The organism is Trinickia sp. HAY1-2D (assembly GCF_056754935.1).
Genome location: NZ_JBPGWX010000002.1, coordinates 3,088,423 through 3,112,557, shown reverse-complemented (window position 1 = coordinate 3,112,557; position 24,135 = coordinate 3,088,423). Strand labels below are relative to the sequence as shown.

22 protein-coding genes are annotated in these 24,135 nt (G+C 65.4%); 15 read left to right on the top strand and 7 right to left on the bottom strand.

Annotated elements, in window-relative coordinates:
• Nucleotides 1–135: 135 nt before the first annotated feature.
• The 6 genes from ACR9ZC_RS21520 (at nt 136) to ACR9ZC_RS21495 (ending at nt 7,568) form a co-directional block, all read left to right on the top strand.
• Nucleotides 136–1,386 (top strand): hypothetical protein, encoded by a 1,251-nt coding sequence (locus tag ACR9ZC_RS21520; protein ID WP_481581858.1) that lies wholly within the window; start codon nt 136–138, stop codon nt 1,384–1,386.
• A gap of 104 nt (nt 1,387–1,490) precedes the next feature.
• Nucleotides 1,491–2,687, top strand: a complete 1,197-nt coding sequence (gene pncB, locus ACR9ZC_RS21515) for a nicotinate phosphoribosyltransferase (protein ID WP_481581857.1) — start codon at nt 1,491–1,493, stop codon at nt 2,685–2,687.
• A gap of 132 nt (nt 2,688–2,819) precedes the next feature.
• Nucleotides 2,820–3,491: a LutC/YkgG family protein gene (locus ACR9ZC_RS21510; protein WP_481581856.1), complete on the top strand. Its 672-nt coding sequence runs from the start codon at nt 2,820–2,822 to the stop codon at nt 3,489–3,491.
• A gap of 131 nt (nt 3,492–3,622) precedes the next feature.
• On the top strand, nt 3,623–5,059 hold the full coding sequence (locus ACR9ZC_RS21505) for a sodium:proton antiporter (protein WP_481582734.1): 1,437 nt from the start codon (nt 3,623–3,625) through the stop codon (nt 5,057–5,059).
• 32 nt (nt 5,060–5,091) lie between these two features.
• Nucleotides 5,092–6,081 (top strand): 2-hydroxyacid dehydrogenase, encoded by a 990-nt coding sequence (locus tag ACR9ZC_RS21500; protein ID WP_481581855.1) that lies wholly within the window; start codon nt 5,092–5,094, stop codon nt 6,079–6,081.
• The gene (locus tag ACR9ZC_RS21495) at nt 6,078–7,568 is read left to right on the top strand and encodes a DNA recombination protein RmuC (protein WP_481581854.1); all 1,491 of its coding nucleotides are present in this window, start codon (nt 6,078–6,080) and stop codon (nt 7,566–7,568) included. Before ACR9ZC_RS21500 ends, ACR9ZC_RS21495 begins: the two co-directional genes overlap by 4 nt.
• Nucleotides 7,569–7,589: 21 nt before the next feature.
• On the opposite strand, the gene ACR9ZC_RS21490 is transcribed toward ACR9ZC_RS21495, so the two are convergent.
• The 5 genes from ACR9ZC_RS21490 to ACR9ZC_RS21470 all read right to left on the bottom strand — a co-directional run bounded on the left by ACR9ZC_RS21490 (nt 7,590) and on the right by ACR9ZC_RS21470 (nt 14,404).
• On the bottom strand, nt 7,590–7,865 hold the full coding sequence (locus ACR9ZC_RS21490; protein ID WP_173258395.1) for a hypothetical protein: 276 nt from the start codon (nt 7,863–7,865) through the stop codon (nt 7,590–7,592).
• Nucleotides 7,866–7,907: 42 nt separating this feature from the next.
• A complete protein-coding gene (gene moeA, locus ACR9ZC_RS21485; RefSeq protein WP_481581853.1) occupies nt 7,908–9,212 on the bottom strand; it encodes a molybdopterin molybdotransferase MoeA in 1,305 nt (434 codons plus the stop codon).
• A 125-nt stretch (nt 9,213–9,337) separates the two neighbouring features.
• Nucleotides 9,338–9,964, bottom strand: coding sequence for a molybdenum cofactor guanylyltransferase MobA (gene mobA / locus ACR9ZC_RS21480; RefSeq protein WP_414720342.1), 627 nt, complete (start codon nt 9,962–9,964; stop codon nt 9,338–9,340).
• Nucleotides 9,965–9,971: 7 nt separating this feature from the next.
• Nucleotides 9,972–11,081, bottom strand: a complete 1,110-nt coding sequence (moaA, locus tag ACR9ZC_RS21475; protein WP_440562707.1) for a GTP 3',8-cyclase MoaA — start codon at nt 11,079–11,081, stop codon at nt 9,972–9,974.
• A gap of 182 nt (nt 11,082–11,263) precedes the next feature.
• Nucleotides 11,264–14,404: an Rne/Rng family ribonuclease gene (locus ACR9ZC_RS21470; protein WP_481581852.1), complete on the bottom strand. Its 3,141-nt coding sequence runs from the start codon at nt 14,402–14,404 to the stop codon at nt 11,264–11,266.
• A 727-nt stretch (nt 14,405–15,131) separates the two neighbouring features.
• Between ACR9ZC_RS21470 and ACR9ZC_RS21465 the strand changes: the two genes are divergently transcribed.
• The 4 genes from ACR9ZC_RS21465 to ACR9ZC_RS21450 all read left to right on the top strand — a co-directional run bounded on the left by ACR9ZC_RS21465 (nt 15,132) and on the right by ACR9ZC_RS21450 (nt 18,304).
• Nucleotides 15,132–16,157, top strand: coding sequence for an RluA family pseudouridine synthase (locus ACR9ZC_RS21465; protein WP_481581851.1), 1,026 nt, complete (start codon nt 15,132–15,134; stop codon nt 16,155–16,157).
• Nucleotides 16,138–16,797 (top strand): HAD-IA family hydrolase, encoded by a 660-nt coding sequence (locus ACR9ZC_RS21460; protein ID WP_481581850.1) that lies wholly within the window; start codon nt 16,138–16,140, stop codon nt 16,795–16,797. The genes ACR9ZC_RS21465 and ACR9ZC_RS21460 overlap by 20 nt, the downstream gene beginning before the upstream one ends.
• A complete protein-coding gene (locus tag ACR9ZC_RS21455; protein WP_481581849.1) occupies nt 16,794–17,210 on the top strand; it encodes a Rieske (2Fe-2S) protein in 417 nt (138 codons plus the stop codon). The genes ACR9ZC_RS21460 and ACR9ZC_RS21455 overlap by 4 nt, the downstream gene beginning before the upstream one ends.
• Before the next feature lie 74 nt (nt 17,211–17,284).
• A complete protein-coding gene (locus ACR9ZC_RS21450; protein WP_481581848.1) occupies nt 17,285–18,304 on the top strand; it encodes a S49 family peptidase in 1,020 nt (339 codons plus the stop codon).
• A 25-nt stretch (nt 18,305–18,329) separates the two neighbouring features.
• Here the strand turns inward: ACR9ZC_RS21450 and ACR9ZC_RS21445 are convergent, their stop codons facing one another.
• Both ACR9ZC_RS21445 and ACR9ZC_RS21440 read right to left on the bottom strand, forming a co-directional pair.
• Nucleotides 18,330–19,049, bottom strand: coding sequence for an SAM-dependent methyltransferase (locus ACR9ZC_RS21445; protein ID WP_481581847.1), 720 nt, complete (start codon nt 19,047–19,049; stop codon nt 18,330–18,332).
• Nucleotides 19,046–19,693 (bottom strand): Maf-like protein, encoded by a 648-nt coding sequence (locus tag ACR9ZC_RS21440; protein ID WP_481581846.1) that lies wholly within the window; start codon nt 19,691–19,693, stop codon nt 19,046–19,048. The genes ACR9ZC_RS21445 and ACR9ZC_RS21440 overlap by 4 nt, the downstream gene beginning before the upstream one ends.
• A gap of 98 nt (nt 19,694–19,791) precedes the next feature.
• Here ACR9ZC_RS21440 and ACR9ZC_RS21435 point away from each other — a divergent pair, with 98 nt between their 5' ends.
• The 5 genes from ACR9ZC_RS21435 to fabD all read left to right on the top strand — a co-directional run bounded on the left by ACR9ZC_RS21435 (nt 19,792) and on the right by fabD (nt 24,087).
• Nucleotides 19,792–20,457: a DUF177 domain-containing protein gene (locus ACR9ZC_RS21435; RefSeq protein WP_331574006.1), complete on the top strand. Its 666-nt coding sequence runs from the start codon at nt 19,792–19,794 to the stop codon at nt 20,455–20,457.
• 117 nt (nt 20,458–20,574) lie between these two features.
• Complete coding sequence (rpmF, locus tag ACR9ZC_RS21430; protein WP_007741736.1) at nt 20,575–20,754, top strand: 50S ribosomal protein L32; 180 nt, start codon at nt 20,575–20,577, stop codon at nt 20,752–20,754.
• 195 nt (nt 20,755–20,949) lie between these two features.
• Nucleotides 20,950–22,053, top strand: a complete 1,104-nt coding sequence (plsX, locus tag ACR9ZC_RS21425) for a phosphate acyltransferase PlsX (RefSeq protein WP_173258374.1) — start codon at nt 20,950–20,952, stop codon at nt 22,051–22,053.
• On the top strand, nt 22,053–23,042 hold the full coding sequence (locus ACR9ZC_RS21420) for a beta-ketoacyl-ACP synthase III (protein WP_440562690.1): 990 nt from the start codon (nt 22,053–22,055) through the stop codon (nt 23,040–23,042). Before plsX ends, ACR9ZC_RS21420 begins: the two co-directional genes overlap by 1 nt.
• Before the next feature lie 106 nt (nt 23,043–23,148).
• Nucleotides 23,149–24,087, top strand: a complete 939-nt coding sequence (fabD, locus tag ACR9ZC_RS21415; protein WP_481581845.1) for an ACP S-malonyltransferase — start codon at nt 23,149–23,151, stop codon at nt 24,085–24,087.
• Nucleotides 24,088–24,135: the final 48 nt, after the last annotated feature.

Here is a 24,135-nt window from a genome sequence, read left to right as displayed (position 1 = left end):
CCGCTTTAGATTGATTCGTGATTAGTTTATGGCGCGCGCGGCTTCGGCTTCGTGTCCGACAGCTTCGCGCGGGCGCTCTTTGCATCGATGCGCGCTGCTACGCTGCGGGTTCACCAGACGTCGCCAAAAGTCACAATGAACGATTCCGCGCGTATCCATCCTTCCTCGGGATTGCCGCCGGCGAGCCTGAGCGCGGAAACCGCCGGGTGCGGCGGGCAAGCGGCGTTTGTCGAGCCTATGCCGAGATGCGGTGCGCTCTGGCTCGACGAACTGCTGCGGCTTCGTGCTCGCGACCCGGGCAAGCAAGAGGCGGGCGCCACGGTGGCCGCCGATCGGCGACCGGTTGCGTCCGCCGCGGGCCGGACAGCGTCGGATGCGCGAGTGTTTCGAGTTGCGCACGATGTCCGAGGGCATTGCTACTTCGATTTCTCGCAAACATGCGAAATGACGACATATCTGGCGCAGCGCGTTCGGACGCCGGATCGTCTCGTCAGCGCATGCGGCGCGAAAACGCAACTGTGGGCACTCGAGCTGCGGCAGGCGGGCGTGCCGTGCGCCGCCTTGCGTGTGGCGGCGATGTTCGTGCCCGACGTTTCGCCGCAAGGGCTCGAGCATGCGCATACCCGGGGCGAAATCATGTCGGCGCCATCGCGTTTCGCCGACATTCCGTTCGCCGAGCGCCTGCGACGCAGCAAAGCGCTCGGTGCGCACGACGGCGACAGTGCCGAGGGCTTTCGGATCGGACAATTCGAATTCGAGTTTTCGCGCATGGACGATGACCGGCCGGCGGTGCAGATCGGTTCCGAGTGGGGGATTCCGCAAAGGGGCGAATCGCAATACAGCAATCACTTCGCGCTAGCCGTCATGACCCGGCATCCGGTTCGGGGCGACATCGAACCGATGGTCATCGACCTCGCGCACGACCGCACCCGGCCGCTTTCGTTGACCGAATGGAAGGATGCGCAGCGTTATTCCGGTTCCGTCATCGCGACGGCCGCTTTCAACGAGCCGTTGCGGATCGACGTGCGAACGCTCGGCGCGGCTCAGCGCGTTCGGCTCTCATCTCTTCTCGATGCTCCCGATGCGGACGATGCCGCGCTCCAGCAAATCGTCGTGCGACTACCCGAGCCCGCAAGATACCGCCTGATGATGGACTTTCTGCATGCGGCGCCGAGCAGGCAGGTGCCGGAGATTCCGTTTCGCGGCGAGCCGTACTACGGGCGCTACGCCGCTACGCTTTCCTCGTTTCTCGAGGCTCCGATGTGGCCGGCCGTGGCGGCGTTGCGCAACCGCCTTGCAATGCAGATGATGGCAACGCGGATCGCGAGGCGTATCGAGCCGCTCAACGTATATGAACACTGGCTTGCCGCAACGGAGCCGCGTTGAAGCGGGCACACCTGCCATCGCGCTCGCGCGACATTCGGCATTCGCGGGCAAAGTAGTGCAAGAATACGGTTTCCCATCGACTGGTTCTCTGGCACGTGCGTTCCATGATCATTACCTCGCTGCTCGACACCGATCTTTACAAGTTCACGATGATGCAGGTGGTGCTGCATCATTTCCCCGCGGCGAACGTGGAATACCGGTTCCGCTGCCGTACGCCGAACGTCGATCTCACGCCGTACGTCGAAGAGATCCGCGAGGAGATCCGCCAGCTCTGCCGGGTTTCGTTCAGCGAGGACGAGCTCGAGTATCTGCGACGGATGCGCTTCATCAAAAGCGATTTCGTCGACTTTCTCGCGCTCTTTCACCTGAACGAGAAGTACATCTCGGTTTCGCCGTCCCCCAAACGCAACGGCGAGATCGACATCGGCATCAGCGGCCCCTGGTTGCACACGATTCTCTTCGAGATTCCGGTACTGGCCATCGTGAACGAGGTCTACTTCCGCAATACGCAGCGTCAGCCCGATTACGCGATCGGTCGCGAGCGCCTGCGCGAGAAGATCGCGCTGCTCGGCGCGCGCCCCGAGTTCGCCGATTGCAAGATCGCCGATTACGGCACGCGGCGGCGCTTCTCGCGACGCTGGCACGAAGAAGTGCTGCTCACGCTGATGAGCGGGATCGGCGAGCAGTTTGCCGGCACGAGCAACGTCTATTACGCGAAAAAGCACGGTCTCACGCCGCTCGGCACGATGGCCCACGAGTACTTGCAGGCCTGCCAGGCGCTCGGGCCGCGCCTGCGCGACTCGCAGACCTACGGTTTCGAGGTCTGGGCAAAAGAGTACCGGGGCGATCTCGGCATTGCGCTGTCGGACGTCTATGGCATGCAGGCGTTCCTGCGCGACTTCGACATGTATTTCTGCAAGCTGTTCGACGGCGCGCGCCACGATTCGGGCGATCCCTTCGAATGGGGCGAGCAGCTCCTGCGCCACTACGAGGAGAATCGCTGCGATCCGCGGACCAAGGTGCTCGTCTTCTCGGACGCGCTCGATATTCCCAAGGTGCTGCAACTCTATGAACGGTTTCGCGGACGCTGCAGGCTCGCGTTCGGCGTCGGCACCAATCTCACCAACGATCTCGGCTACAGTCCACTGCAGATCGTCATCAAGATGGTCCGCTGCAATGGCCAGCCCGTCGCGAAGCTCTCCGATTCGCCGGGCAAGAACATGTGCGACGACAAGGCCTACATCGCTTATTTGCGACAGGTCTTCGGCATCACGACACCGATCGACGTCGGTGGCGAGTAGCGCGGCGGTTCGCCGGCATCGGCGAGAATCGTCTCATTTGCGGCGCTTCGTCCGGTTCGTCCGTCGGGACGGTATATCTCGAAAAAGTCCATCGGTATAATCGGCCATTCGATGTCGCCAAGGAGAATCGTCATGGATACAACGGCTGCCCGCCGCAACATCCTCTCGCGCATACGTGCCGCGAGCGGTCGTGCGGCGCAGCCGGAGGCGGACGAGCTCGAGGCCGCGGCCGATTATCTCGCGCGGCATCCGGCCGGGCCACGTCCTCCGATGCCCGAGGATGCCGCGGGGCTTGTCGCGCGGTTCATCGCGGAAGCGCGTCTCATGGGCACCACCGTCGACGAAGTGGCGACGCTCGCCGAGGTCCCCGAGGCTGCCGCGCGTTATCTGACGGCGGGCGGTTTGCCGGCGCGCGCCGTTGCATGGCGGGATCTGGAGCCGCTGCCGTGGGCGCAGGCGGGGCTGTCGATCGAGTTTCGCAAACCGCACGACGCCGATCTGATCGGTATCACCGGCTGCTTTTGCGCGACGGCTGAAACGGGCTCGCTCGCGCTGCTTTCAGGGCCCGGCATGGAGGTCTCGGCGGGGCTTCTGCCCGAGACTCATATCGCCGTCGTGTTCGCTTCGCGCATCGTTGCCGGGCATGAGGAGGCATTCGCGCTCATGCGTGCGGAGCGCGGGCAGTTGCCGCGCGCGGTCAATTTCATTTCGGGACCTTCGCGCACGGGCGATATCGAGCAAACCATCGTGCTGGGCGCGCACGGTCCCTATCGCGTTCACGCGATCGTCGTCCGGGGTGCCTGAGCGCTCCGGTACCGGGTATGCGGCAGGCTTCGCGACGCGTTGACGCGTCGGCAGGCCACGGGCGTCCTGCGCACCGCATACCGCATCACAAGAGGAAGTCAATGAAATCACGACATGCGGCAATGCCGCGCATGCCGTTCGACGGTCGTTTTGCGATCATGCTGGTCGTGGCGCTCGCAAGCGTTGTATTGCCCGCGCCCGCTGATGCGGCAACGCTCGACGGCGCGGCGCTTTCCCCCGCCTGGGCATTGCCGTTTGCCGGCATCTTGCTGTCGATCGCGATCGCTCCGCTCGTGGCACCGGCGTTATGGCATCGCCATTTCGGCAAGATCGCGGCGGCCTGGGCCGCGCTGTTCGTCGTGCCGTTCGGCTATGCGCATGGCGGCGGGGCGGCACTGGCAACCTTGGCGCATGCGCTCTTCGAGGAATATCTGCCGTTCATCGTGCTGCTGACGGCGCTTTATACGATCGCCGGCGGGATTTGCGTGCGCGGCAACCTGCACGGTTCGCCCAGGACGAATACCGTCATGCTCGCGCTCGGAACTTTGCTTGCCAGCATCATGGGCACGACGGGGGCGGCGATGCTCCTCATTCGGCCGGTCTTGCGTGCGAACGACAATCGAAAGCATGTCGTCCATGTCGTCGTGTTCTTCATCTTTCTCGTCGCCAATGCGGGCGGCTCCCTTACGCCCCTCGGAGACCCACCGCTTTTTCTCGGCTTTTTGAACGGCGTCGGTTTCTTTTGGACCACGCAGCATCTGGTGGCGCCGATGCTCGTCGTCTGCGGCCTGCTGCTCGCGCTCTTTTATGTGCTCGACAGCTACTTCTATCGGCGCGAAGACGAGGAGCGCTCGCCGTTTCTCGACCCCTCGCCCGATACGCGGGGTCTCGCCATCGAGGGCAAAGCGAACTTCGCGCTGCTTGCGCTCGTCATCGCCGCCGTGCTGGCGAGCGGGCTTTGGCGGCCCGGCCTGGCGCTCGAAGTACTGGGTGCCCGTCTCGAGCTGCAAAACGCGGCGCGCGATGTCCTGCTCGTTGCGCTGACGCTGGCGTCGCTTGCGCTCACGCCGCGCTCGGCACGGGTCGGCAACGCCTTCAACTGGGCGCCGATCGAGGAAGTCGCCAAGCTGTTCGCCGGCATCTTCGTCACCATCGCGCCCGTCATCATGATGTTGCGCGCGGGGCCGCAGGGGCCGTTTGCGGCTGTCATCGATCTCGTCACCGATGCGCGCGGCCAGCCGATCGACGCGATGTACTTCTGGGCCACGGGGCTCTTGTCGTCGTTTCTCGACAATGCGCCGACCTATCTCGTGTTCTTCAACCTCGCGGGTGGCGACGCGCAGGTGCTGACGACGTCAGGCGCGACGACTCTCGCGGCCATTTCGGCCGGCGCGGTGTTCATGGGCGCGATGAGCTACATTGGCAACGCACCGAATTTCATGGTGAAGTCGATGGCCGAGGCGCGCGGCGTACGCATGCCCAGTTTCTTCGCGTATCTTGCCTGGTCGGGGATCGTCCTCGTACCGGTTTTCCTGTTGACGACGTGGATGTTTTTTTGGGGGCCGTGACGAACGTGCGGCCTCAGTGACGGAGACACCCGATGCAAAAAATTCTTGTCGCGCGCCCGATCTTCCCGGAAGTCGTCGAGCGGCTCAAAGCGCATTTCGAGGTCGATTGGAACGACGGCCCCGCGCTTGCGCCTGACGAACTCGTGCGCCGGCTCGCCGACAAGGACGGCGCGCTGACGGCCGGCGACATGATCGATGCGGCCGTCCTCGCCGCCGCGCCTCGCCTGCGCGTGGTGGCCAATATGGCGGTGGGCTACAACAATTTCGATATCGCCGCATTCAACGCGGCAAACGTGCTCGCCACCAACACGCCCGATGTACTCAACGAATCGACGGCCGATTTCGGCTGGGCACTGATGATGGCGGCGGCGCGCAGAATCACGGAGAGTGAGCGCTGGCTGCGCGACGGGCAATGGCAGGGCTGGCGCCATGACGGCTTTCTCGGCGTCGATATACACGGTTCGACGCTCGGGATCATCGGCATGGGACGCATCGGGCAGGCGCTCGCTCGACGCGCGCGCGGCTTCGACATGCACGTCATCTATCACAATCGCTCGCGCGTCGCGCCCGACGTCGAAGCCGAACTTGCCGCGCAGTACCGGCCGAAGGCGGATTTGCTGCGTGAAGCCGATCACGTCGTCCTGGTCTTGCCGTACACACCCGAGAATCACCATACCATCGGCGCGGCCGAGCTCGCGCTGATGAAACGTACGGCCACCCTGACGAATATCGCCCGCGGCGGGATCGTCGACGATGCGGCGCTCGCCGTCGCGTTGCGCGAACGGCGCATCGCGGCCGCAGGCCTCGATGTCTTCGAAGGCGAACCGGGCGTGCATCCCGGCCTGCTTTCGGTGCCGAACGTGGTGCTGACGCCGCACATTGCCAGCGCGAGCGAGACGACGCGCCGGGCGATGGCCAATCTCGCGGCGGACAATCTGATAGCGGGGCTCGGCGTCGGACCGCATGCGACGCAGCCGCCCAATCCGATCAATCCGCAAGTGCTCGGGAAGGCGCGCTCATGACGACACTGCTTACCGTCGCGCTCGCGATCGCGGTTCTTATCCTCGCTTTTTCGCTGGCACTGGCCCTGCGTGGTCTCACGCGGGCCAGCGGCCTCGACCCGCTCGCCGAACTTGGGGAGCGCGTCGAGGCCGCCGGGCAGCACCAGGCGCAGGCATATGAGCGGCTCGAACGCGAGCTGCGCTCGGAAATCGCGGAAACGGCGCGGCTGTCCCGCGTGGAACTCGGCGGCGGTTTCGCGCAGTTCCAGCAGACGCTTGCGACACAGTTGACGAGCGTCGCCGCGGTTCAGAACCAGCAGATCAACGGGTTCTCGGAGCGTCTCGCGTTGCTCATCGATACGAATGCGAAGCAACTGGAATCGATGCGCGAGAGCTTGCAACGTCAGGCGCTCCAGTCTCGCGAAGAGCAAAGCGCCACGCTCAAACGTTTTGGCGACACGCTCGCGCAGCAACTGGCGCAGCTCATGGAAGCCAACGACCGCCGTTTTGCCGAAGTACGCGCAACGCTCGAAGCGCGCCTGAAGGACATCGAAGCGAATAACGCGGCGAAGCTCGAGGAGATGCGCCGCACCGTCGATGAAAAGCTGCATGCGACGCTCGAGCAGCGCCTCGGCGAATCGTTCAAGCTCGTATCGGATCGGCTCGAGCAGGTGCACCGGGGGTTGGGCGAGATGCAGACGCTCGCCGCCGGTGTGGGCGATCTGAAGAAGGTGCTGACGAACGTCAAGACACGCGGCACCTGGGGCGAGGTCCAGCTCGAAGCGCTGCTCGAGCAGATGCTGACGGCGGACCAATACGCCAAGAACGTCGCGACGGTGCCGGGAAGCGGCGAGCGGGTCGAATTCGCGATCAAGCTGCCGGGACGATCGGATCGCGGTAACGGCGAGGGCGCCGCGGCACCTGTCTGGCTACCCGTCGACGCGAAGTTTCCGCGGGAAGACTACGAGCGGCTCATCGATGCGCAGGAGCGCGCCGATCCTGTGGCCGTGGAGGAGGCATCGCGCGCGCTCGAGACGCGTGTGCGCAACGAGGCGCGCACGATTGCCGAAAAATATCTGGCGCCGCCGCATACGACCGATTTCGCGCTGTTGTTTCTGCCCACGGAAGGGCTATACGCCGAGGTGTTGCGCCGCCCCGGGCTCACCGACTTGTTGCAGCGGGATTACCGGGTCTCGGTTGCGGGTCCCACGACGCTGAGTGCATTGCTCAACAGCCTGCAGATGGGTTTCCGTACGCTTGCGATCGAAAGACGTTCGAGCGAAGTCTGGCAGGTGCTCGGCGCAGTGAAGACCGAATTCGGCAAGTTCGGCGACGTGCTCGCAAAGACGAAATCGCAGTTGGAGACGGTGACGCGCTCGATCGAGGCGGCCGAGCGCCGTACGCGGGTCATGAGTACCAAGCTGCGCACGGTCGAAGCCTTGCCTGGAGACGAAGCGCAGGGCTTGCTCGGCGAGGCGGACTTGGGCGGGTCGGAATCGGACGCTTGAGGGCGGCCGTGACAATGGCCGTCAGGCTTCTTCCGGCACGTCCGCCAGAACGATCTCGATGCCGCCGAAACGCGAGGCCACCCAGTTATAAGCGTGGCAGGCGATCCACAGCAGTACGAAGCCGAGGATCGCGTTGAGCAGCAACGCGCTGAAAATCGTGCTCAGTTCGACGGAACCGTACTTGATGAACGCGACGAGCATGCCGAGCAGCACGATCGGTACGCTGAAGGTGAGATAGACGAGGATGAGCGCTTTGGCGGTCTGACCGGGTGCGATCGAAAGGATTTGTTTTTTCATGTGGAACAGGCCCCGTTGGAGACGATATTTTCGATTGGACGATTAGATCAGGCCGTCGAAGGGCACGATCTCGACTGGCGTGCCGGCCGCGACGTCGCCTTGCTCGTGCGCAAGCACGATGAGGCAATTGGCTCGGCTCATCGAGCTCAAAACGCCCGAGCCTTGTGAGCCGGTCGGTGCGACGAGCCACGTGCCGTCGGCTGCGCGTGTCGCAACGCCGCGCTGATATTCGGTGCGGCCCGGGCGTTTTTTGATCGGTGTCGAACTGGTCGCCCGCAACTGCAAAGGTGCTTCGACTTTCGCTCCCGACATCGCCAGCAGCGCTTCGCGCACGAATTGATAGAACGCCACCATGACGGCAACGGGGTTGCCCGGCAGGCCAAAAAACAGCGCGGGGCGCAGATCGTCGTCCCGATGCGTGGGCCAGAGCCGGCCGAATGCGAGCGGACGTCCGGGGCGCATCGCGAGTTGCCAGAACCCCACATCGCCCAGCGTTTCGAACAGGCGGCGCGTGAAATCGGCATCGCCAACCGAGACGCCGCCCGAGCTCAGAACCACGTCCGCACAGGACGCGGCACTTCGCAATGCGGCTTCGAGCGCCGCCGGCTCGTCGCGTACGATGCCGAGATCGAGTGCCTCGACATTCAGGCGCGCGAGCATCGCGCCGAGCGTGTAGCGGTTGCTGTCGTAGACGCATCCCGCATCGAGCGGCTCGCCCACCGAGCGAAGTTCGTCGCCCGTCGAAAAGAAAGCGACGCGCAGCCGGCGATGCACCGCGACTTCCGCTACGCCGAGCGAAGCAAGGAGACCGACATCGGCGGCGCGGACGATACGCCCCGCACTGAGCGCGGCGTGTCCGCGGGCCAAGTCTTCGCCGGCGCGGCGGCAGTTGGCGCCTCGGGAGATCTTCCGTGCGTCGAAGGCGATGCGCTCGCCGGTGCGTACGGTTTGCTCCTGAGCGATGACCGTATCGCATCCGGCTGGAATCGGCGCGCCTGTCATGATGCGCACGCATTGACCGCGCGCCACGTGGCCAGTGAACGCATGTCCGGCCAGCGCCTGCCCGGCGACTTCGAGTTCGAGCTCCGCTGGGCCGGGGGCTGGATCGGCGAGGACTGCGCCGTCGAACGCATAGCCGTCCATGGCGGCGTTGTCGTGCGACGGCACGTCGATCGGCGAGATCACATCTTCGGCCAGCACGCGGTCGAGCGAGGTGCGCAATCCAACGCGCTCCGCCGTGGCGACCGGCTGCGCCCAGCGACGCACGATGGCTTGCGCCTGCGCGACCGGCAGTGCCTGGGCGTCATGTGCCGGGACGCAGCGGGAAATGTCTTCGGAGGTGGTCATCGATGATTGGACGCGGCGATTATCTGCGATTGGCCGCGAACGTCCTTCTTTTTGGGGTAGCCCGGCCGTCGGCGCGGTGCGCGTACCGGCGGCTTGCGTGCCTGGCCCGGTCCACACCTTCGATATCAGGCACGCTCGAGGTCGGCGAGCTCCTGCAAGGAGTTGGCATTGTAAAACGCGTGCTCGTCGGCAAATGCGACTTCGACGTGCCTGTGGCGCGCGTACCACGCGCGAACCTTGCGCTCCCCGGCCGCGAGCCGGGCTGAGAGGTCGTCGGCAAGCGATGTGCGCAGCAACGCGAAGACGGGGTGCAGCGTGGTTCGGCCGGTGCCGTCCCGTGTGATGACGGTGGCGATGTCCGCTGACGCGGCATCGAGCGCCTTGCCGAGACACTCGGCGAGATCGGACGGCAGGTTCGGCGCGTCGCAGGGCACCGCGAGGACGAGCGGTGTGCGCGCCGCGCGTAGTCCGGCCAGTATGCCGGCGAGCGGGCCAGGGAAGTCGCCGCTGGCGTCGCTGACGATGTTCGCTTGAAACGCTGTGCCAAGCGACGCATAGGCATCGAGGTTACGGTTTGCACTGATGAGCATCGCGCCGACCTGCGGTGCGAGGCGTCTAGCGACATGCAGCGCCAGCGGTTCGCCGCGCAGCGGCTGCAGCCCCTTGTCGAGGCCGCCCATGCGTGTACCGCGGCCGCCCGCGAGGATCAGGCCGGTGACGAGGGAGGAGGGGGAGCGCTCCATGCGAGCCATGGCGGCATCAACCGCCGATATAGGACATTTCGACGCGCGGTGCATCGTTGTCGCGGCCGGCCGGCACGCCGCTGCCTCGCAACTGCGAGTAGCGATCCTCGCGCGCTTGCCAGATACGCGCGATGGCTGTCGCAATATCGGCGTCGGACGATCCGTTGCGCACGAGCGCACGCAGGTCGTGCCCCGATGAGGCGAAAAGACAGAGGTACAGCTTGCCTTCGGTCGAGAGCCGCGCCCGTGTGCAGCTTCCGCAAAAGGCCCGCGTGACGCTCGAAATGACGCCGATTTCGCCCGTGCCGTCCGCGTAACCCCAGCGTTGAGCCGTTTCGGCCGCGCTATTCGGCTCGAGAGGAACGAGCGGAAAGACTTCGCCGATTCGCGCTACGACTTCGGCCGAAGGCAGCACTTCGGTCATGTTCCAGCCGTTGGACGTACCGACGTCCATGTATTCGATGAAGCGCAGCACCACACCGGAGCCCTTGAAATGCCGGGCCATCGGGAGGATTTCACCGTCATTGGTGCCGCGTTTGACGACCATGTTGACCTTCAGCGGCGCGAGGCCGCTCGCCTCGGCGGCGGCAATGCCGTCGAGGACGGCCGACGGCGCGAAGTCGGCGTCGTTCATGCGTTTGAAGAGCGCATCGTCGAGCGCGTCGAGACTGACCGTGACGCGCGTGAGCCCGGCGTCCTTGAGCGAACGGGCTTTGCGCGCAAGCAGCGAGCCGTTCGTCGTCAGTGTGACGTCGAGCGGCCGGCCGCTGGCCGTACTCATACGCGCGAGCCGTTCGATGAGCCATTCGATGTTCTTGCGCAAAAGCGGCTCGCCGCCGGTCAGCCGGACCTTTTCGACGCCGTGGGCGACGAAAATACGCGCCAGACGCTCGATTTCCTCGAACGTCAGCAACGCGCTGTGGGGCAGGAACGGGTAATCCTTGTCGAACACAGCGCGCGGCATGCAGTAGACGCAGCGGAAATTGCACCGGTCGGTGATCGATATGCGCAAATCGCGCATGGGACGGCTGCGTGCATCGGTCAGTGTCCCCCGGGGCGCGAACGCGGCGCCGGCGATATCGGGGACCGCGCTGATATCGGCGACGGGAATGATACGGCGGGACATGGTCGAATCTGGAAAAGGTCAGAAGGCCATTCTAGCCGAACCCGCAACATTCGGCCGGTTTTGCCCGGTCGGTGTTGCGGGTATCGCCGAGCGGGGAGATCCGCGCTTCGGGTCGCCGTCGGCACAAAAAAGCCCGCCTCGAGGAGGCGGGCTGGCGCGGCCGGACAACAACCGGATTCGGATTACTCGGATTTGCGCGTTTCGATCTGCTGCATCGGGGCGGTGTCGACGGGCGGCAGGGGCTTGCGCTCGCGCGGCGCTCGAGCGGGCGGAGCAATGCGCGCGGCCGCCTCCTGCGCGCTGCGCAGTTTTTCGGCGTCGGTGCTGACCCAGACGAGGCCGGCCGATTCGAGCATCGGCTGCAAGTCGCCCACCGATAGACCGTTTGCCCGCTTGGCGGGCGCGGCCGCGGATGTCGTTTCGACCGCTGCCTGTTGCTGTGCCGGTTCTTCGGCCACGGCAGTCGGCTGAGCGGCTGCCGCGGGCGTTTCGGTTGCCGGTTCGGCGTGCGTCGGCGCGAGCTTCGCTGCGACGTTCGGATCGGACAGCGCGCCGCCTGACACCGCCGACACCGGTTCGGCCGGGGCAGCTGCGGGTTGCTCGACCGCGCCGAGGGCCGCAGGGGTGGCTTCGACGGGAATGCGCTCGAGCGCAGCTTCGGCTGCGGCCGGCAGCGGCTCGGCGTGCGGTACGACCTCGGGCGCTGGCTCGGCGGCGGCAGTCGGCGCCTCGGCGGGGATGGCCCGCGTCGGCTCGCGTGCCTCGACAGGCGCCGCGGGGGCTTCGGTCTCCGGCAGCGGCGTTGCGACGGGTGCTGCTTGCATCGGCACGGGGGTGACGACGGCATCGCCCGCGTGAGTTACGGCGGCCGGCTCGGCACGAGCGGTAGCCGGCGCTTGCGGTGCGACTTCGGCCACGGCGCCCTCGGCTTCGGCGACGTCGGCCGCATGCGTGACGTTCACGCCATCCTCTTCGCGCTCGCGACGCCCGCCGCGGCGGCCGCGACGGCGGCGACGACGCTCTTCTCCTTCACGGGCGGCACCGGCATCCTGCTCGGCGGCAGCGACGAGTCCTCCCGCCGTAGCCGCGGCTGAAGCTCCGGCTTCGACGACAGGCGCTTCGGGACGCAGGACCGTCTCGGGTGCGATTTCGGTCAGCGGTTTGCGGCGCTCGCCGCGTTCCGGCCGTTCGCCGCGTTCCGGCCGTTCGCCGCGTTCGGGCTTCTCCCGGCGCTCGCCGCGTTCTTGCCGTTCGGCGCGCGCGGTCGTTTCGGCACCTTGTTCGGTACGCTCCTGCGCTCGCTCGCGGCCATCGCGGGCCTCCCGACCTTCCCGGCCTTCGCGTTGCTCGCGTTGACCGCGACCTTCGCGCGGCTCGCGCGGTTCGCGCGGCGGCGACTGCTCGTCGCGGCGTTGCCCCGCGGCTTGCTGGCGCGCGCCTGTCCCTTCGGCGCGTGCTGCGCCGTCTCGGCCTCCCGCGCCGCCACGACGGTTATTCCGGCCACGCTCGCCGCCGCTACGCTCGCTGCGCTCGCGCGCCGGCTTCGGCTGTTGCACGGGTTCGGGGGTGGCGGGCGCCGGAGCAGCCGGCGCAGCGCCGAATAGTCCCTTGAGCCAGCCGAAGAATCCGCCGCCGCCTGTGCGCACGGGTGCGATGACGGGCTGCGCGACAGGTACCGGACGGGTGGGCGCGCTCGGCGCCGGCTTCTCGGGCGTAATGCCTTTGACAGCCGCTTCCTGTTTGGGCTTGAGGTCTTCGCTGCGCTTGCTGTAACCGGTCTCCGATTCGAGCTCGCGCGCGGCTTCTTCGGCCATTTTCCATGAAGCGCGCGGATCGTCGAGGCGGGCGTCGTCATGGCGCAGGCGCTCGAGCTTGTAATGCGGCGTATCGAGATGCTTGTTCGGAATGAGGACGACGTTGACCTTGAAGCGCGATTCGATCTTGTTGATTTCCTGACGCTTCTCGTTGAGCAGAAACGCCGTGACCTCCACTGGCACCTGGCAATGAATCGCCGCGGTGTTTTCCTTCATCGCCTCTTCCTGGATGATGCGCAGCACCTGAAGAGCCGACGATTCGGTATCGCGGATGTGGCCGGTGCCGTTGCAACGCGGGCAGGTGACGTGGCTACCCTCGGACAGCGCCGGGCGCAGGCGCTGGCGGGACAGCTCCATGAGGCCGAAGCGCGAAATCTTGCCCATTTGCACACGGGCGCGGTCGTGCTTGAGGGCATCCTTGAGCCGCTGTTCGACTTCGCGTTGGCTCTTGGCCGATTCCATGTCGATGAAATCGATGACGATGAGGCCGCCCAGATCGCGCAGACGCAACTGCCGGGCCACTTCGTCGGCCGCTTCGAGGTTCGTGCGCGTGGCCGTCTCCTCGATGTCCGCGCCCTTGGTGGCACGCGCCGAGTTGACGTCGATGGCGACGAGCGCCTCGGTGTGGTCGATCACGATCGCGCCGCCCGAGGGCAGCGGCACCGTGCGCGAGTACGCCGTTTCGATCTGGTGCTCGATCTGAAAACGCGAGAAGAGCGGAACGTCGTCGTGGTAGCGCTTCACCTTGCCGACGTTGTCCGGCATGACGATATCCATGAAGGCGCGGGCCTGATCGTGGATTTCGGTCGTATCGATCAGTATTTCGCCGATATCGGGCTGGAAGTAGTCGCGAATCGCGCGGATGACGAGGCTCGATTCGAGGTAGATCAGCATGGGCTGGCCGGTCTGGCCGCTTTGCGAGGCGGCTTCGATCGCGCGCCACAGCTGCATCAGATAGTTCAGATCCCATTGCAGCTCTTCGGCGCTACGGCCGATGCCGGCCGTGCGCGCGATGATGCTCATGCCGTCGGGCAGTTGCAACTGCGCCATCGTTTCGCGCAGTTCCTGGCGATCGTCGCCCTCGATTCGGCGCGACACGCCGCCGCCGCGAGGATTGTTCGGCATGAGGACCAGATAGCGGCCGGCCAGCGAAATGAACGTGGTCAGGGCCGCGCCCTTGTTGCCGCGCTCTTCCTTTTCGACCTGGACGATCAACTCCTGACCTTCGCGCAGGGCATCCTGGATGCGCGCCGAGCGCATTTCCACGCCGTCGCGGAAGTACTGACGGGCGACCTCCTTGAACGGCAGGAAGCCGTGGCGGTCTTCGCCGTAGTTGACGAAGCAGGCTTCGAGCGACGGCTCGATACGGGTGACGATGCCTTTGTAGATGTTGCCTTTGCGCTGTTCGCGCCCGGCGGTCTCGATATCGATATCGATGAGCTTTTGCCCATCGACGATGGCGACGCGCAGTTCTTCCTGCTGCGTCGCATTGAACAGCATGCGTTTCATTGAACGGCTCCAGAGCGGCTTGGCCGGCGAGGGCGGGCGAGGCATGGAGCCGCGACCGCATTCGCGAAGGCGCGCCGCGTCTTCGTTTTGTTGTCACAAGCACGCTGGAGCAGGAACGATGGCGGGGAGAATTGCCTGGATGGGGTTCGCTGCGGGTCCAATGGGCCGCGAACCGCCGGGCGCATGCGAACACGGCTTCAAATAACGGCGATGCACAGGGCGCGCTTTGCGTCGCAGTGCCTCGCGTGCCGCGGCTCGTGACGTGCGGCGCACGCCTGCCGGCCGGAGCGGTGCCGCGTCGTCAGCGACGCGGCACGAAGCCCGTATGACGCTCGACAGCCGCGCGGGATGTCTCGCCAATATTGACGTCGCCAAAAGCTCCGCTCGTCGCGGAACGCTTGCGGGCGCTCGCCGTAGTTTTCGCAATCGGGAGCCTCGTGACCTACGACATCGTCCGATACCGAGGCTCGCCTGATGAATTCTTTTTTACCAACCTTCCGTTACCGTCGGAACCGGCTGCGACCGAACGCGCCTGCGGGCGCCGTCCTTGCCGCTCGCCAATTCCGTGCGTGCAACTCGTTGCTACTTTTGAAAGGGCAAGCAACGCGCCCTGGGGTACCGCCAAGCAAGTAAAATAGCAGCTTCTCGCTTCGCCCCCGCGCAGCTCGCCGGATTCGCCGGCCAACACGCCGGCAGCCGCAGGCTGCTGGGGCAAATTATATTCAGAATGAATGAGTTAGGCAAAATATCCCAGAAATTGGTCGCGAGCGACCAAGTCTCGATCATACAGGTGGATGACGGCGTTGCCGGCCAGCGGATCGACAATTTTTTGCTGAAAGTCTGCAAAGGGGTGCCGAAAAGTCACATTTACCGGATCCTGCGCAGCGGGGAAGTGCGGGTCAACAAGGGGCGTGTCGACGCGAAATATCGTCTCGTCACGGGCGATCTCGTCCGCGTGCCCCCGATTCGCGTCGCGCTGAGCGAGGCGGCCGCATTCGTACCGGCGGCGCCGGCCGCCGAGTTTCCGGTGCTGTTCGAAGACGAATACCTGCTCGTCATCGACAAACCGGCCGGCGTGGCGGTGCACGGGGGCAGCGGCGTCGCGTTCGGCGTCATCGAACAAATGCGCGAGGCGCGGCCGCTCGGCAAGTTTCTCGAACTCGTGCATCGGCTCGATCGCGAAACCTCGGGCGTGCTGATGCTCGCGAAAAAGCGTGTCGCGCTCGTCGGCTTGCACGAACAGATTCGCGAGAACCGCATGGACAAGCGCTATTACGCCTGCGCGCACGGCGAATGGGCGCCGGATTGGGGGCAGCGGCGCGCGGTCAAGGCTGCGCTCACGAAATACCTGACGGCCGACGGCGAGCGTCGCGTGCGTGTCGATCCGGATGGGCTTGCGTCACATACCGTGTTCAATCTCGTCGAGCGGTGGCCCGGCTATGTGCTCGTCGAAGCGGAGCTGAAAACGGGGCGCACCCACCAGATTCGCGTGCATCTCGCGCATCTCGGCTTGCCGATCGTCGGCGATGCGAAGTACGGCGATTTTGCGCTGAACAAGGCGCTGGCGCGCGCGGACGCCCGGCCGGGGCTCAAACGCATGTTTTTGCACGCACACCGCTTGAGTCTCCTGCATCCGGTCACAGGCGAGCCGCTGACGTTCGAAGCGCCATTGCCCGCGCAATGCCGGCGTTTTCTGGATCAACTGAACGAATCGACCGACGAGGCGCGAGCCGATGGCCCGAGAACTCTTTGACCTGATCGTTTTCGATTGGGACGGCACGCTGATGGATTCCACCGCGCACATCACGCGCAGCATCCAGGCGGCATGCCGCGATCTCGGGCTGCCCGTGCCGGCCGACGAGGCGGCGAGCTACGTGATCGGACTCGGGTTGCGCGACGCGCTGCAAATTGCGGCGCCGACGCTCGACCCGAGCGGGTATCCGCGTCTAGCTGAGCGCTACCGCTATCACTTCCTGCTCAAAGACGCGCAGATCGCGCTTTTCGATGGGGTGCGCGAGTTGCTGGAAGAGTTGCGCGATGCGGGCTATCTGCTCGCGGTGGCCACCGGCAAGAGCCGGGTCGGGCTGAATCGCGCGCTCGACGGCGCGGGCCTCTGGCGGATGTTCGACGGCACGCGTTGCGCGGACGAGACCTTCTCGAAGCCGCACCCGGCCATGCTGCATGAGCTGACGCGCGAATTGGGGCAGGATCTCGCCCGCACGGTCATGATCGGCGATACGACGCACGATCTGCAGATGGCGCAAAACGCCGGAACGGCAGGCATCGGCGTGGCTTACGGCGCGCATCGGGCCGATGCGCTCGAGGCGCTCGCGCCGCGGTTCGTGGCCGACAGCGTGGCGACGCTGGCCGCTTGGCTCAGGGAGCACGCATGAGCGACGCTCGGCCGCAGGGCGGTCGGGCCGAGGGCCCCGACGCGGTGCGCGTGTGCGCCTCCGGCGCGCTCGTCGATGGCGGGGCGGGCGTGCGCGTTGCGGCGCGCTACGACGGGCAGGACGCTGTGGTTTTTTTCGTGCGCTACGGCGAGGCCGTCTACGGATACCTGAATCAGTGCGCGCACGTACCGATGGAGCTCGACTGGGTCGAGGGCCAGTTCTTCGAATCGTCAGGCTTATACTTGATGTGCGCCACCCATGGCGCCATCTATGCGCCGGATAGCGGGCGCTGCGTCGGCGGGCCGTGCCGCGGCGGCCGCTTGCGGCCCGTGACGGTCGAAGAGCGCGAAACGCCCGATGGCCGGGCGGTATTCTGGCTTCCGGACGAATCGCTTCGTCCTGCTCCCGAGTAGGGTACAAAGCGGGGCCGGGCATCGGTTCCCGCCCTCATTCACTTCCTTTCCTCTGCGGCGATTCATCATCGAGCATGACCGACAATTTGACTCCTGAATCCGGCGAGAACGCCGATCGCCCCTCCGGCGCCGCACCCGCGCCGCAGACGCCGCCTTCGCGCGAGCCCAACTGGGAGCGCGCCGTTCTCGAGCGCGTGGCGCTCGCCGCCGTTCGAGAGCAGCGGGCCGCGCGGCGCTGGCGGATCTTTTTCCGCTTCGCGTTCCTGTTCGTGCTGGCGCTCATCGCATTCGCGTTGTTCTACGTGCCGGGCGAAAAGGTCGCGGTGGCCGGCCGCCACACCGCGCTCGTCAGGATCGACGGCGAGATCGCCTCGGACAAGAACGCCAACGCCGAAGACGTCGCCACGTCGTTGCGCCGGGCCTTCGAAGACACGGACACGGCAGGTGTCGTGCTCCAGATCAACAGTCCCGGCGGCTCGCCCGTGCAAGCGGGCATGATCAACCGCGAAATTCGCCGTCTGCGGTCGAAATACCCGTCGATCCCGCTTTATGTCGTCGTGGGGGACATGTGCGCATCGGGTGGTTATTACATCGCCGCGGCCGCGGACAAGATCTACGTCGACCGTGCAAGTATCGTCGGCTCGATCGGCGTGTTGATGGACGGTTTCGGCTTTACAGGGTTGATGGACAAGCTGGGCATCCAGCGGCGCCTGCATACGTCGGGTGCCAACAAGGGCTTTTTCGATCCGTTCTCGCCCGAAACGCCCGCCATGAACGAGCACGCGCAAGTGATGCTCGACGCGATCCACCGGCAGTTCATCGAGGCCGTGCGCGAAGGCCGTGGCAAGCGGTTGCACGAGACGCCCGATCTGTTCTCGGGGCTCTTTTGGACCGGCGAAAAGAGCGTCGAGCTGGGCCTGGCGGACGGCATTGGCGATACGGGTTACGTCGCGCGCGACGTCATCAAGGCGCCGCGCGTCGTCGATTACACGGTGAAGGAGAGCATTTCCGATCGGATCGCCCGCAAGTTCGGCACCGCCTTCGGTGCCGCAGCCGTGCACGCGCTGGCGGGTGCCGGCGTATCGCTGCGCTGATAGCGCCGCCTTGCTCGCGGCCGGTTCAGGTCGCGAGCAGCAGAAAGATGGCGGGCCGCTTGTGCAGTTCGGGCGCACCGGCCTTTTTCCAGGCCGACACGGGCCGGCTCACGATCGTTTCGGTCTCGAGCGTCAGGTCGACGGCAACGGCGACGAGCGTCGACGGCGCGCAGCCGGCCAGTATCGCCTCGAGCAGCGCGCGATTGCGGTACGGCGTCTCGATGAATATCTGCGTTTCCCTGGCCTTGCGCGAGTGCGCTTCGAGCTCGCGCAGCTTGCGCGTTCGTTCGCCGGCATCGACCGGCAGGTATCCGTGAAAGGCGAAACGCTGACCGTCGAGGCCCGATGCCATCAGCGCAAGCAGGATCGAACTCGGTCCGACGAGCGGTACGACCTTGATGCCGCGCTCGTGCGCGCGGCGCACCAGCAGCGCCCCCGGGTCCGCGACGGCGGGACACCCCGCCTCCGAGACGAGGCCCGCGTCGGCACCCGCGAGCACGGGGCCGAGCAATTGCTCGATGCCGACGGCCGGCGTGTTGACGTTCAGCTCGCGAATCTCGATTTCCTGTATCGGGCGTTCGGTACCGACGCGCTTCAGAAACGCGCGCGTCGTTTTCGCGTTTTCTCCGATGAAGTAGCGCAGTTGCGCGGTGCGCGCAATGACACTGGCCGGAAGGACGGTCGCGAGCGCGGTGGCGTCGCCGTCGCCCAATGCGTTCGGAATCAAATAGAGGGTGCCGCTCATTGCACACCTCGCGCGGTGCCGAAAAGCGGATAGCCGGCGGTTCGCAGCATGCGGGTGAGTGCGATCAGCGGCAGGCCGACGAGCGCAGTCGGGTCGTCGGAGTCGATGGCGTCGACGAGCGCGATGCCGAGCCCTTCGGCTTTCGCGCTGCCGGCGACATCGTATGGCGTCTCGGCAAGCAAGTAGGCCTCGAGCTCCTCTTGCGGCAAGTCGCGAAAGCGTACGCGCGTGACGACGTCCTCGATCTGGACGATGTCGCGCGCGGCGTCGAACAGCGTGAGCGCACTATGGAATTCGACGGTGCGCCCACGCATCTCTTTCAATTGAGCGAGCGCAGCCTCGTGGCCGCCGGGCTTGCCGATCTGGCGTCCGTCGAACGTGGCGACCTGATCGGAGCCGATGACGAGCATGCCGGCCGCCCCCGGCGAGTCAGGGGTATCGGCTGCGCGTGCGGCGACGGCGCGGGCCTTGGCCTCGGCGAGCCGCAGCGCCGTGGCGGCCGGTGCTTCTCCGGGATGAGGCGTTTCGTCGAGTGACGGCGCGGCCACCTCGAACGGGATGCGCAGCCGCTCGAGCAGCGCGCGGCGATAGGGCGAGCTCGAAGCGAGAATGAGGCGCGGCAGCTGGGCGGATCGAATCGACATCCGGGGTGACCTGTTAAGTATTTGACGGGAAACGGCAAAAGCATTATTCTAGCTGGCTTTTCACGGCCAGTTCGCGCCTTCGGCCGAGGAGCGTGTTCATGACTCAGCAGGCTGGTAAATCAGGCGGTGCAGGCGGCGTCGTGGATCCGCGCGCGCTCGACGTATTCGAATTCGCGCGAAGCGGGCGGCAGGCCGCCGGCGGTTTGCGGATATCGCAATTGCCGCGGTTGTCGAACGAGGTGCCGGCCGATGCCCGCGAGCGGGAGGCGTCGTTCACCTGGCAAGCCGAGGGTTCGACGCAACCGGAACTGCAGGACGACGGCAGCGAGGCCCCACAGCCGTATTTGCGGCTGGCGGTGCACGGTTCGGCCTGGCTCGAATGTCAGCGTTGCCTCGCGCCGTACGAGCAGTCGTTCGATGTCGATGCCACTTATCGGCTCGTCGAGACGGAGGAAGAGGCCGAGGCTTATCCGCTCGATGACGATGAACTCGACGTGATCGTTGGCTCGCGCCAGTTCGATCTCGTCGATTTGATCGAAGAGGAACTGTTGTTGTCGTTGCCGCTCGTTCCCAAGCACGACGTATGTCCGCAGGTACACGAGAGCTTGAGCTCCGGAGCCGGCGGGGAATTGGCGGGCGAGGCGGGCGAGCAATCGTCGGATGAAGGCGAGGGTGGCAAAGACGGTGAAGGCGGCAAGCCGAATCCGTTTGCGGCGCTCGAAGCATTGAAGCGCGACGGCGGTACGGGCGGCAATACGCACTGACCGTACCGTGCGGCGCATGAGTGGAACGCGCGGCAGCACGCGAGGGCCCGGCCTGATGGCCAGTGGCATTGCGCCTGTTGCGCTGTGTTAGAATCCCGAAAATTTTTAGGAGTTACCATGGCAGTTCAGCAAAACAAGAAGTCGCCGTCGAAGCGCGGCATGCACCGCTCGCACGATTTCCTGAATGCAGCGCCGCTCGCCGTCGAACCGAGCACGGGCGAGGTGCATCTGCGTCACCACGTCAGCCCGAATGGCTACTACCGCGGCAAGAAAGTCGTCAAGACGAAAAACGACTAATCGCGATCGGTGCGATGCTTGTCCGGCTCGGTCGCGCATCGCGTGGCCGGCGGCTTGTCGGACCGCTTGTCTGACATTTTCCCGGTTCAACGAAAAGGCGGCATTCAACTGCCGCTTTTTTGCGTCGACTGGAATGCGCGCGCTTTGCGTGCCGACTCCAGTTTCATGCACCGCGCCTGAAATTCGCCGCAGTCAATGACCATAAAGCTCACGATCGATTGCATGGGTGGCGATCACGGCCCGTCCGTGACCGTTCCCGCTGCCGTCAGCTTCGTTCGCTCGCATGCCGACGCCCACCTCGTGCTCGTCGGCCTCGAAGCCCCGATCCGCGCTCAACTGAAGAAGCTCAAAGCACAGGATCTCGACGCCCTGTCCGTCGTCGCGGCATCGGAAGTCGTCGCCATGGACGATCCCGTCGAAGTCGCGCTGCGCAAAAAGAAAGATTCGTCGATGCGCGTCGCGCTCAACCTCGTGAAAGAGGAGGCGGCGCAGGCCTGCGTGTCGGCCGGCAACACGGGCGCGCTGATGGCTGTGTCGCGTTACGTGCTGAAGACGCTCGCGGGCATCGAGCGGCCGGCGATCGCGTCGGCGCTGCCCAACCCGCATGGCTACACGATGATGCTGGACCTCGGCGCGAACGTCGATTGCGAGCCGCAGCACCTGCTGCAGTTCGCCGAAATGGGACACGCGCTCGTCTCGGCGCTCGAAGGCAAGGAGCGGCCGACGATCGGGCTGCTCAATATCGGCGAAGAGGTGATCAAGGGCAACGAAACGATCAAGCGCGCGGGCGAACTGCTGCGGGCGAGCACGCTCAACTTCTACGGCAACGTCGAAGGCAACGATATCTACAAGGGCACGACCGACGTGATCGTCTGCGACGGTTTCGTCGGCAATGTCGCGCTGAAGACGTCGGAGGGTCTCGCCCAGATGCTATCCGAAATCATTCGCGAAGAATTTGGCCGCTCGCTGCTCACGAAATTGATGGCGTTGCTCGCGCTGCCGGTGCTGCTGCGTTTCAAAAAGCGTGTCGATCATCGGCAGTACAACGGTGCGGCGTTGCTCGGTCTACGCGGTCTCGTGATCAAGAGCCACGGTTCGGCGGATGCCTACGCGTTTGAGTGGGCTATCAAACGGGGGTATGATGCCGTCAAAAATGGCGTCCTCGAACGCCTAGCGCGCGCGATGGAAGAAAACGCCTACCCGCTCGAGCAGGCCGCGCGCGATGCGGGCGGCGCCGGCTCCGCGAATGCTCCAGGCCGCTCGGCCGAGCCCTACGCTGCGGTATCTTCGAAAGCATAATGGCCCAATCGACAATCTATTCCCGCGTGCTCGGCACCGGCAGTTATCTGCCGGCCAACCGCGTCACGAATCAGGACCTGGCGGAGCGTCTCGCCGAGCATGGTGTGGAGACCAGCGACGAATGGATCGTCGCGCGCACGGGCATCCACGCGCGCCACTTCGCCGCGCCCGATCAAACGACTAGCGATCTCGCCCTCGCGGCATCGCTGCGCGCCATCGAAGCGGCCGATATCGATCCGCAGTCGATCGACCTCATCGTCGTGGCCACATCCACGCCCGATTTCGTTTTTCCGAGCACCGCGTGCTTGTTGCAAAACAAGCTGCAAATCAAGAACAACGGCGCCGCGTTCGACATCCAGGCCGTCTGCTCCGGTTTCGCGTATGCGCTTGCCACCGTCGACGCACTCATCCGCAGCGGTCAGCATCGCACGGCGCTCGTGGTCGGTGCCGAGACGTTTTCGCGCATTCTGGACTTCGACGACCGCACCACCTGCGTGCTGTTCGGCGATGGCGCCGGTGCCGTGATTCTGTCCGCATCGGAAGAGCCCGGTGTGCTCGCCAGCGCGTTGCATGCCGACGGCAGCCACGCGGACATCCTCTGCGTCCCGGGGCATGTCAACGGCGGCGCCGTGGCGGGTAACGCCTTTCTCCATATGGATGGTCAAGCCGTATTCAAGCTCGCCGTGCATGTGCTCGAAAAAGTTGCCGTGGAGGCGCTCGAGAAGGCGCATCTGTCGCCCGACCAGGTCGATTGGCTAATTCCGCACCAGGCCAATATCCGTATCATGACCAGCACGTGCCGCAAGCTGCGTCTGCCGCTGGAACGCATGGTCGTGACCGTCGGCGAGCACGGCAATACCTCCGCCGCATCGATTCCACTCGCGCTCGACCTCGCCGTGCGCGACGGGCGCATCAAGCGCGGTCAGACCGTTCTGATCGAAGGCGTCGGCGGCGGCTTTACCTGGGGCGCGTCCGTTATCCGCTACTGATGCAGGGGGGTGCCGCGGTATTCGGCTGCGGCGCTCGAACCAAGCCTCTGGCGCGCTCTGCCATGCCGCGCGCGTATCCCTTATGACCTCGGCAACTGGGGACGATATGAAATTTGCGTTTGTTTTTCCGGGACAAGGTTCTCAAGCTGTCGGCATGTTGAACGCGTTCGCCGATCGCGCGGTCGTGCGTGAGACGCTCCAGGAAGCGTCCGACGCGCTTGGGCAGGACCTCGGCAAGCTGATCGCCGACGGCCCGGCGGATGAATTGAATCTGACGACGAATACCCAGCCCGTCATGCTGAGCGCCGCCTATGCGATCTATCGCGCCTGGCGCGACGCCGGGGGGGCGGTTCCGGCAATCGTGGCGGGCCATAGTCTCGGCGAGTACACGGCGCTCGTCGCCGCCGGCGCGCTCGCCTTTCGCGATGCCGTTCCGCTCGTGCGCTTTCGCGCGCAGGCAATGCAAACGGCGGTGCCCGTCGGGATCGGCGGCATGGCGGCCATTCTCGGTCTCGATGACGACACGGTTCGCGCGGTCTGTGCCGAAGCGGCCGCGCAAAGCGCAGGCGTCGTGGAGGCCGTGAACTTCAATGCACCGGCACAGGTCGTGATCGCCGGTCACAAGGCCGCCATCGAAAAAGCCTGTGAGCTGGCCAAAGCGAAGGGCGCAAAACGCGCATTGCCATTGCCGGTGTCCGCGCCGTTTCACTCGTCGTTGCTCAAGCCCGCTTCCGATCGGCTGCGCGAGTACCTCGCCAGCGTGGAAGTGAGCGTTCCGCAAATCCCCGTCATGAACAATGTCGATGTCGCCACGGCCATGGAGCCTGCCGCGATCAAGGATGCGCTCGTGCGCCAGGCGGCCGGACCCGTCCGCTGGGTCGAATGCGTGCAGGCGATCGCCAAGGCGGGCGCGACGCACGTCATCGAATGCGGCCCCGGCAAAGTGCTGGCCGGCCTGACGAAGCGCATCGATGGCAACCTCGTCGGCGGCGCAATCGTCGATCCGGCCTCGCTCGAAGAGACGCTCAAGCTCGTCGCCGGTTAAGCGGCGGCAGGGACGGGGCGGGGCTGCCCCGCGGGCGAGCGGCGCGTA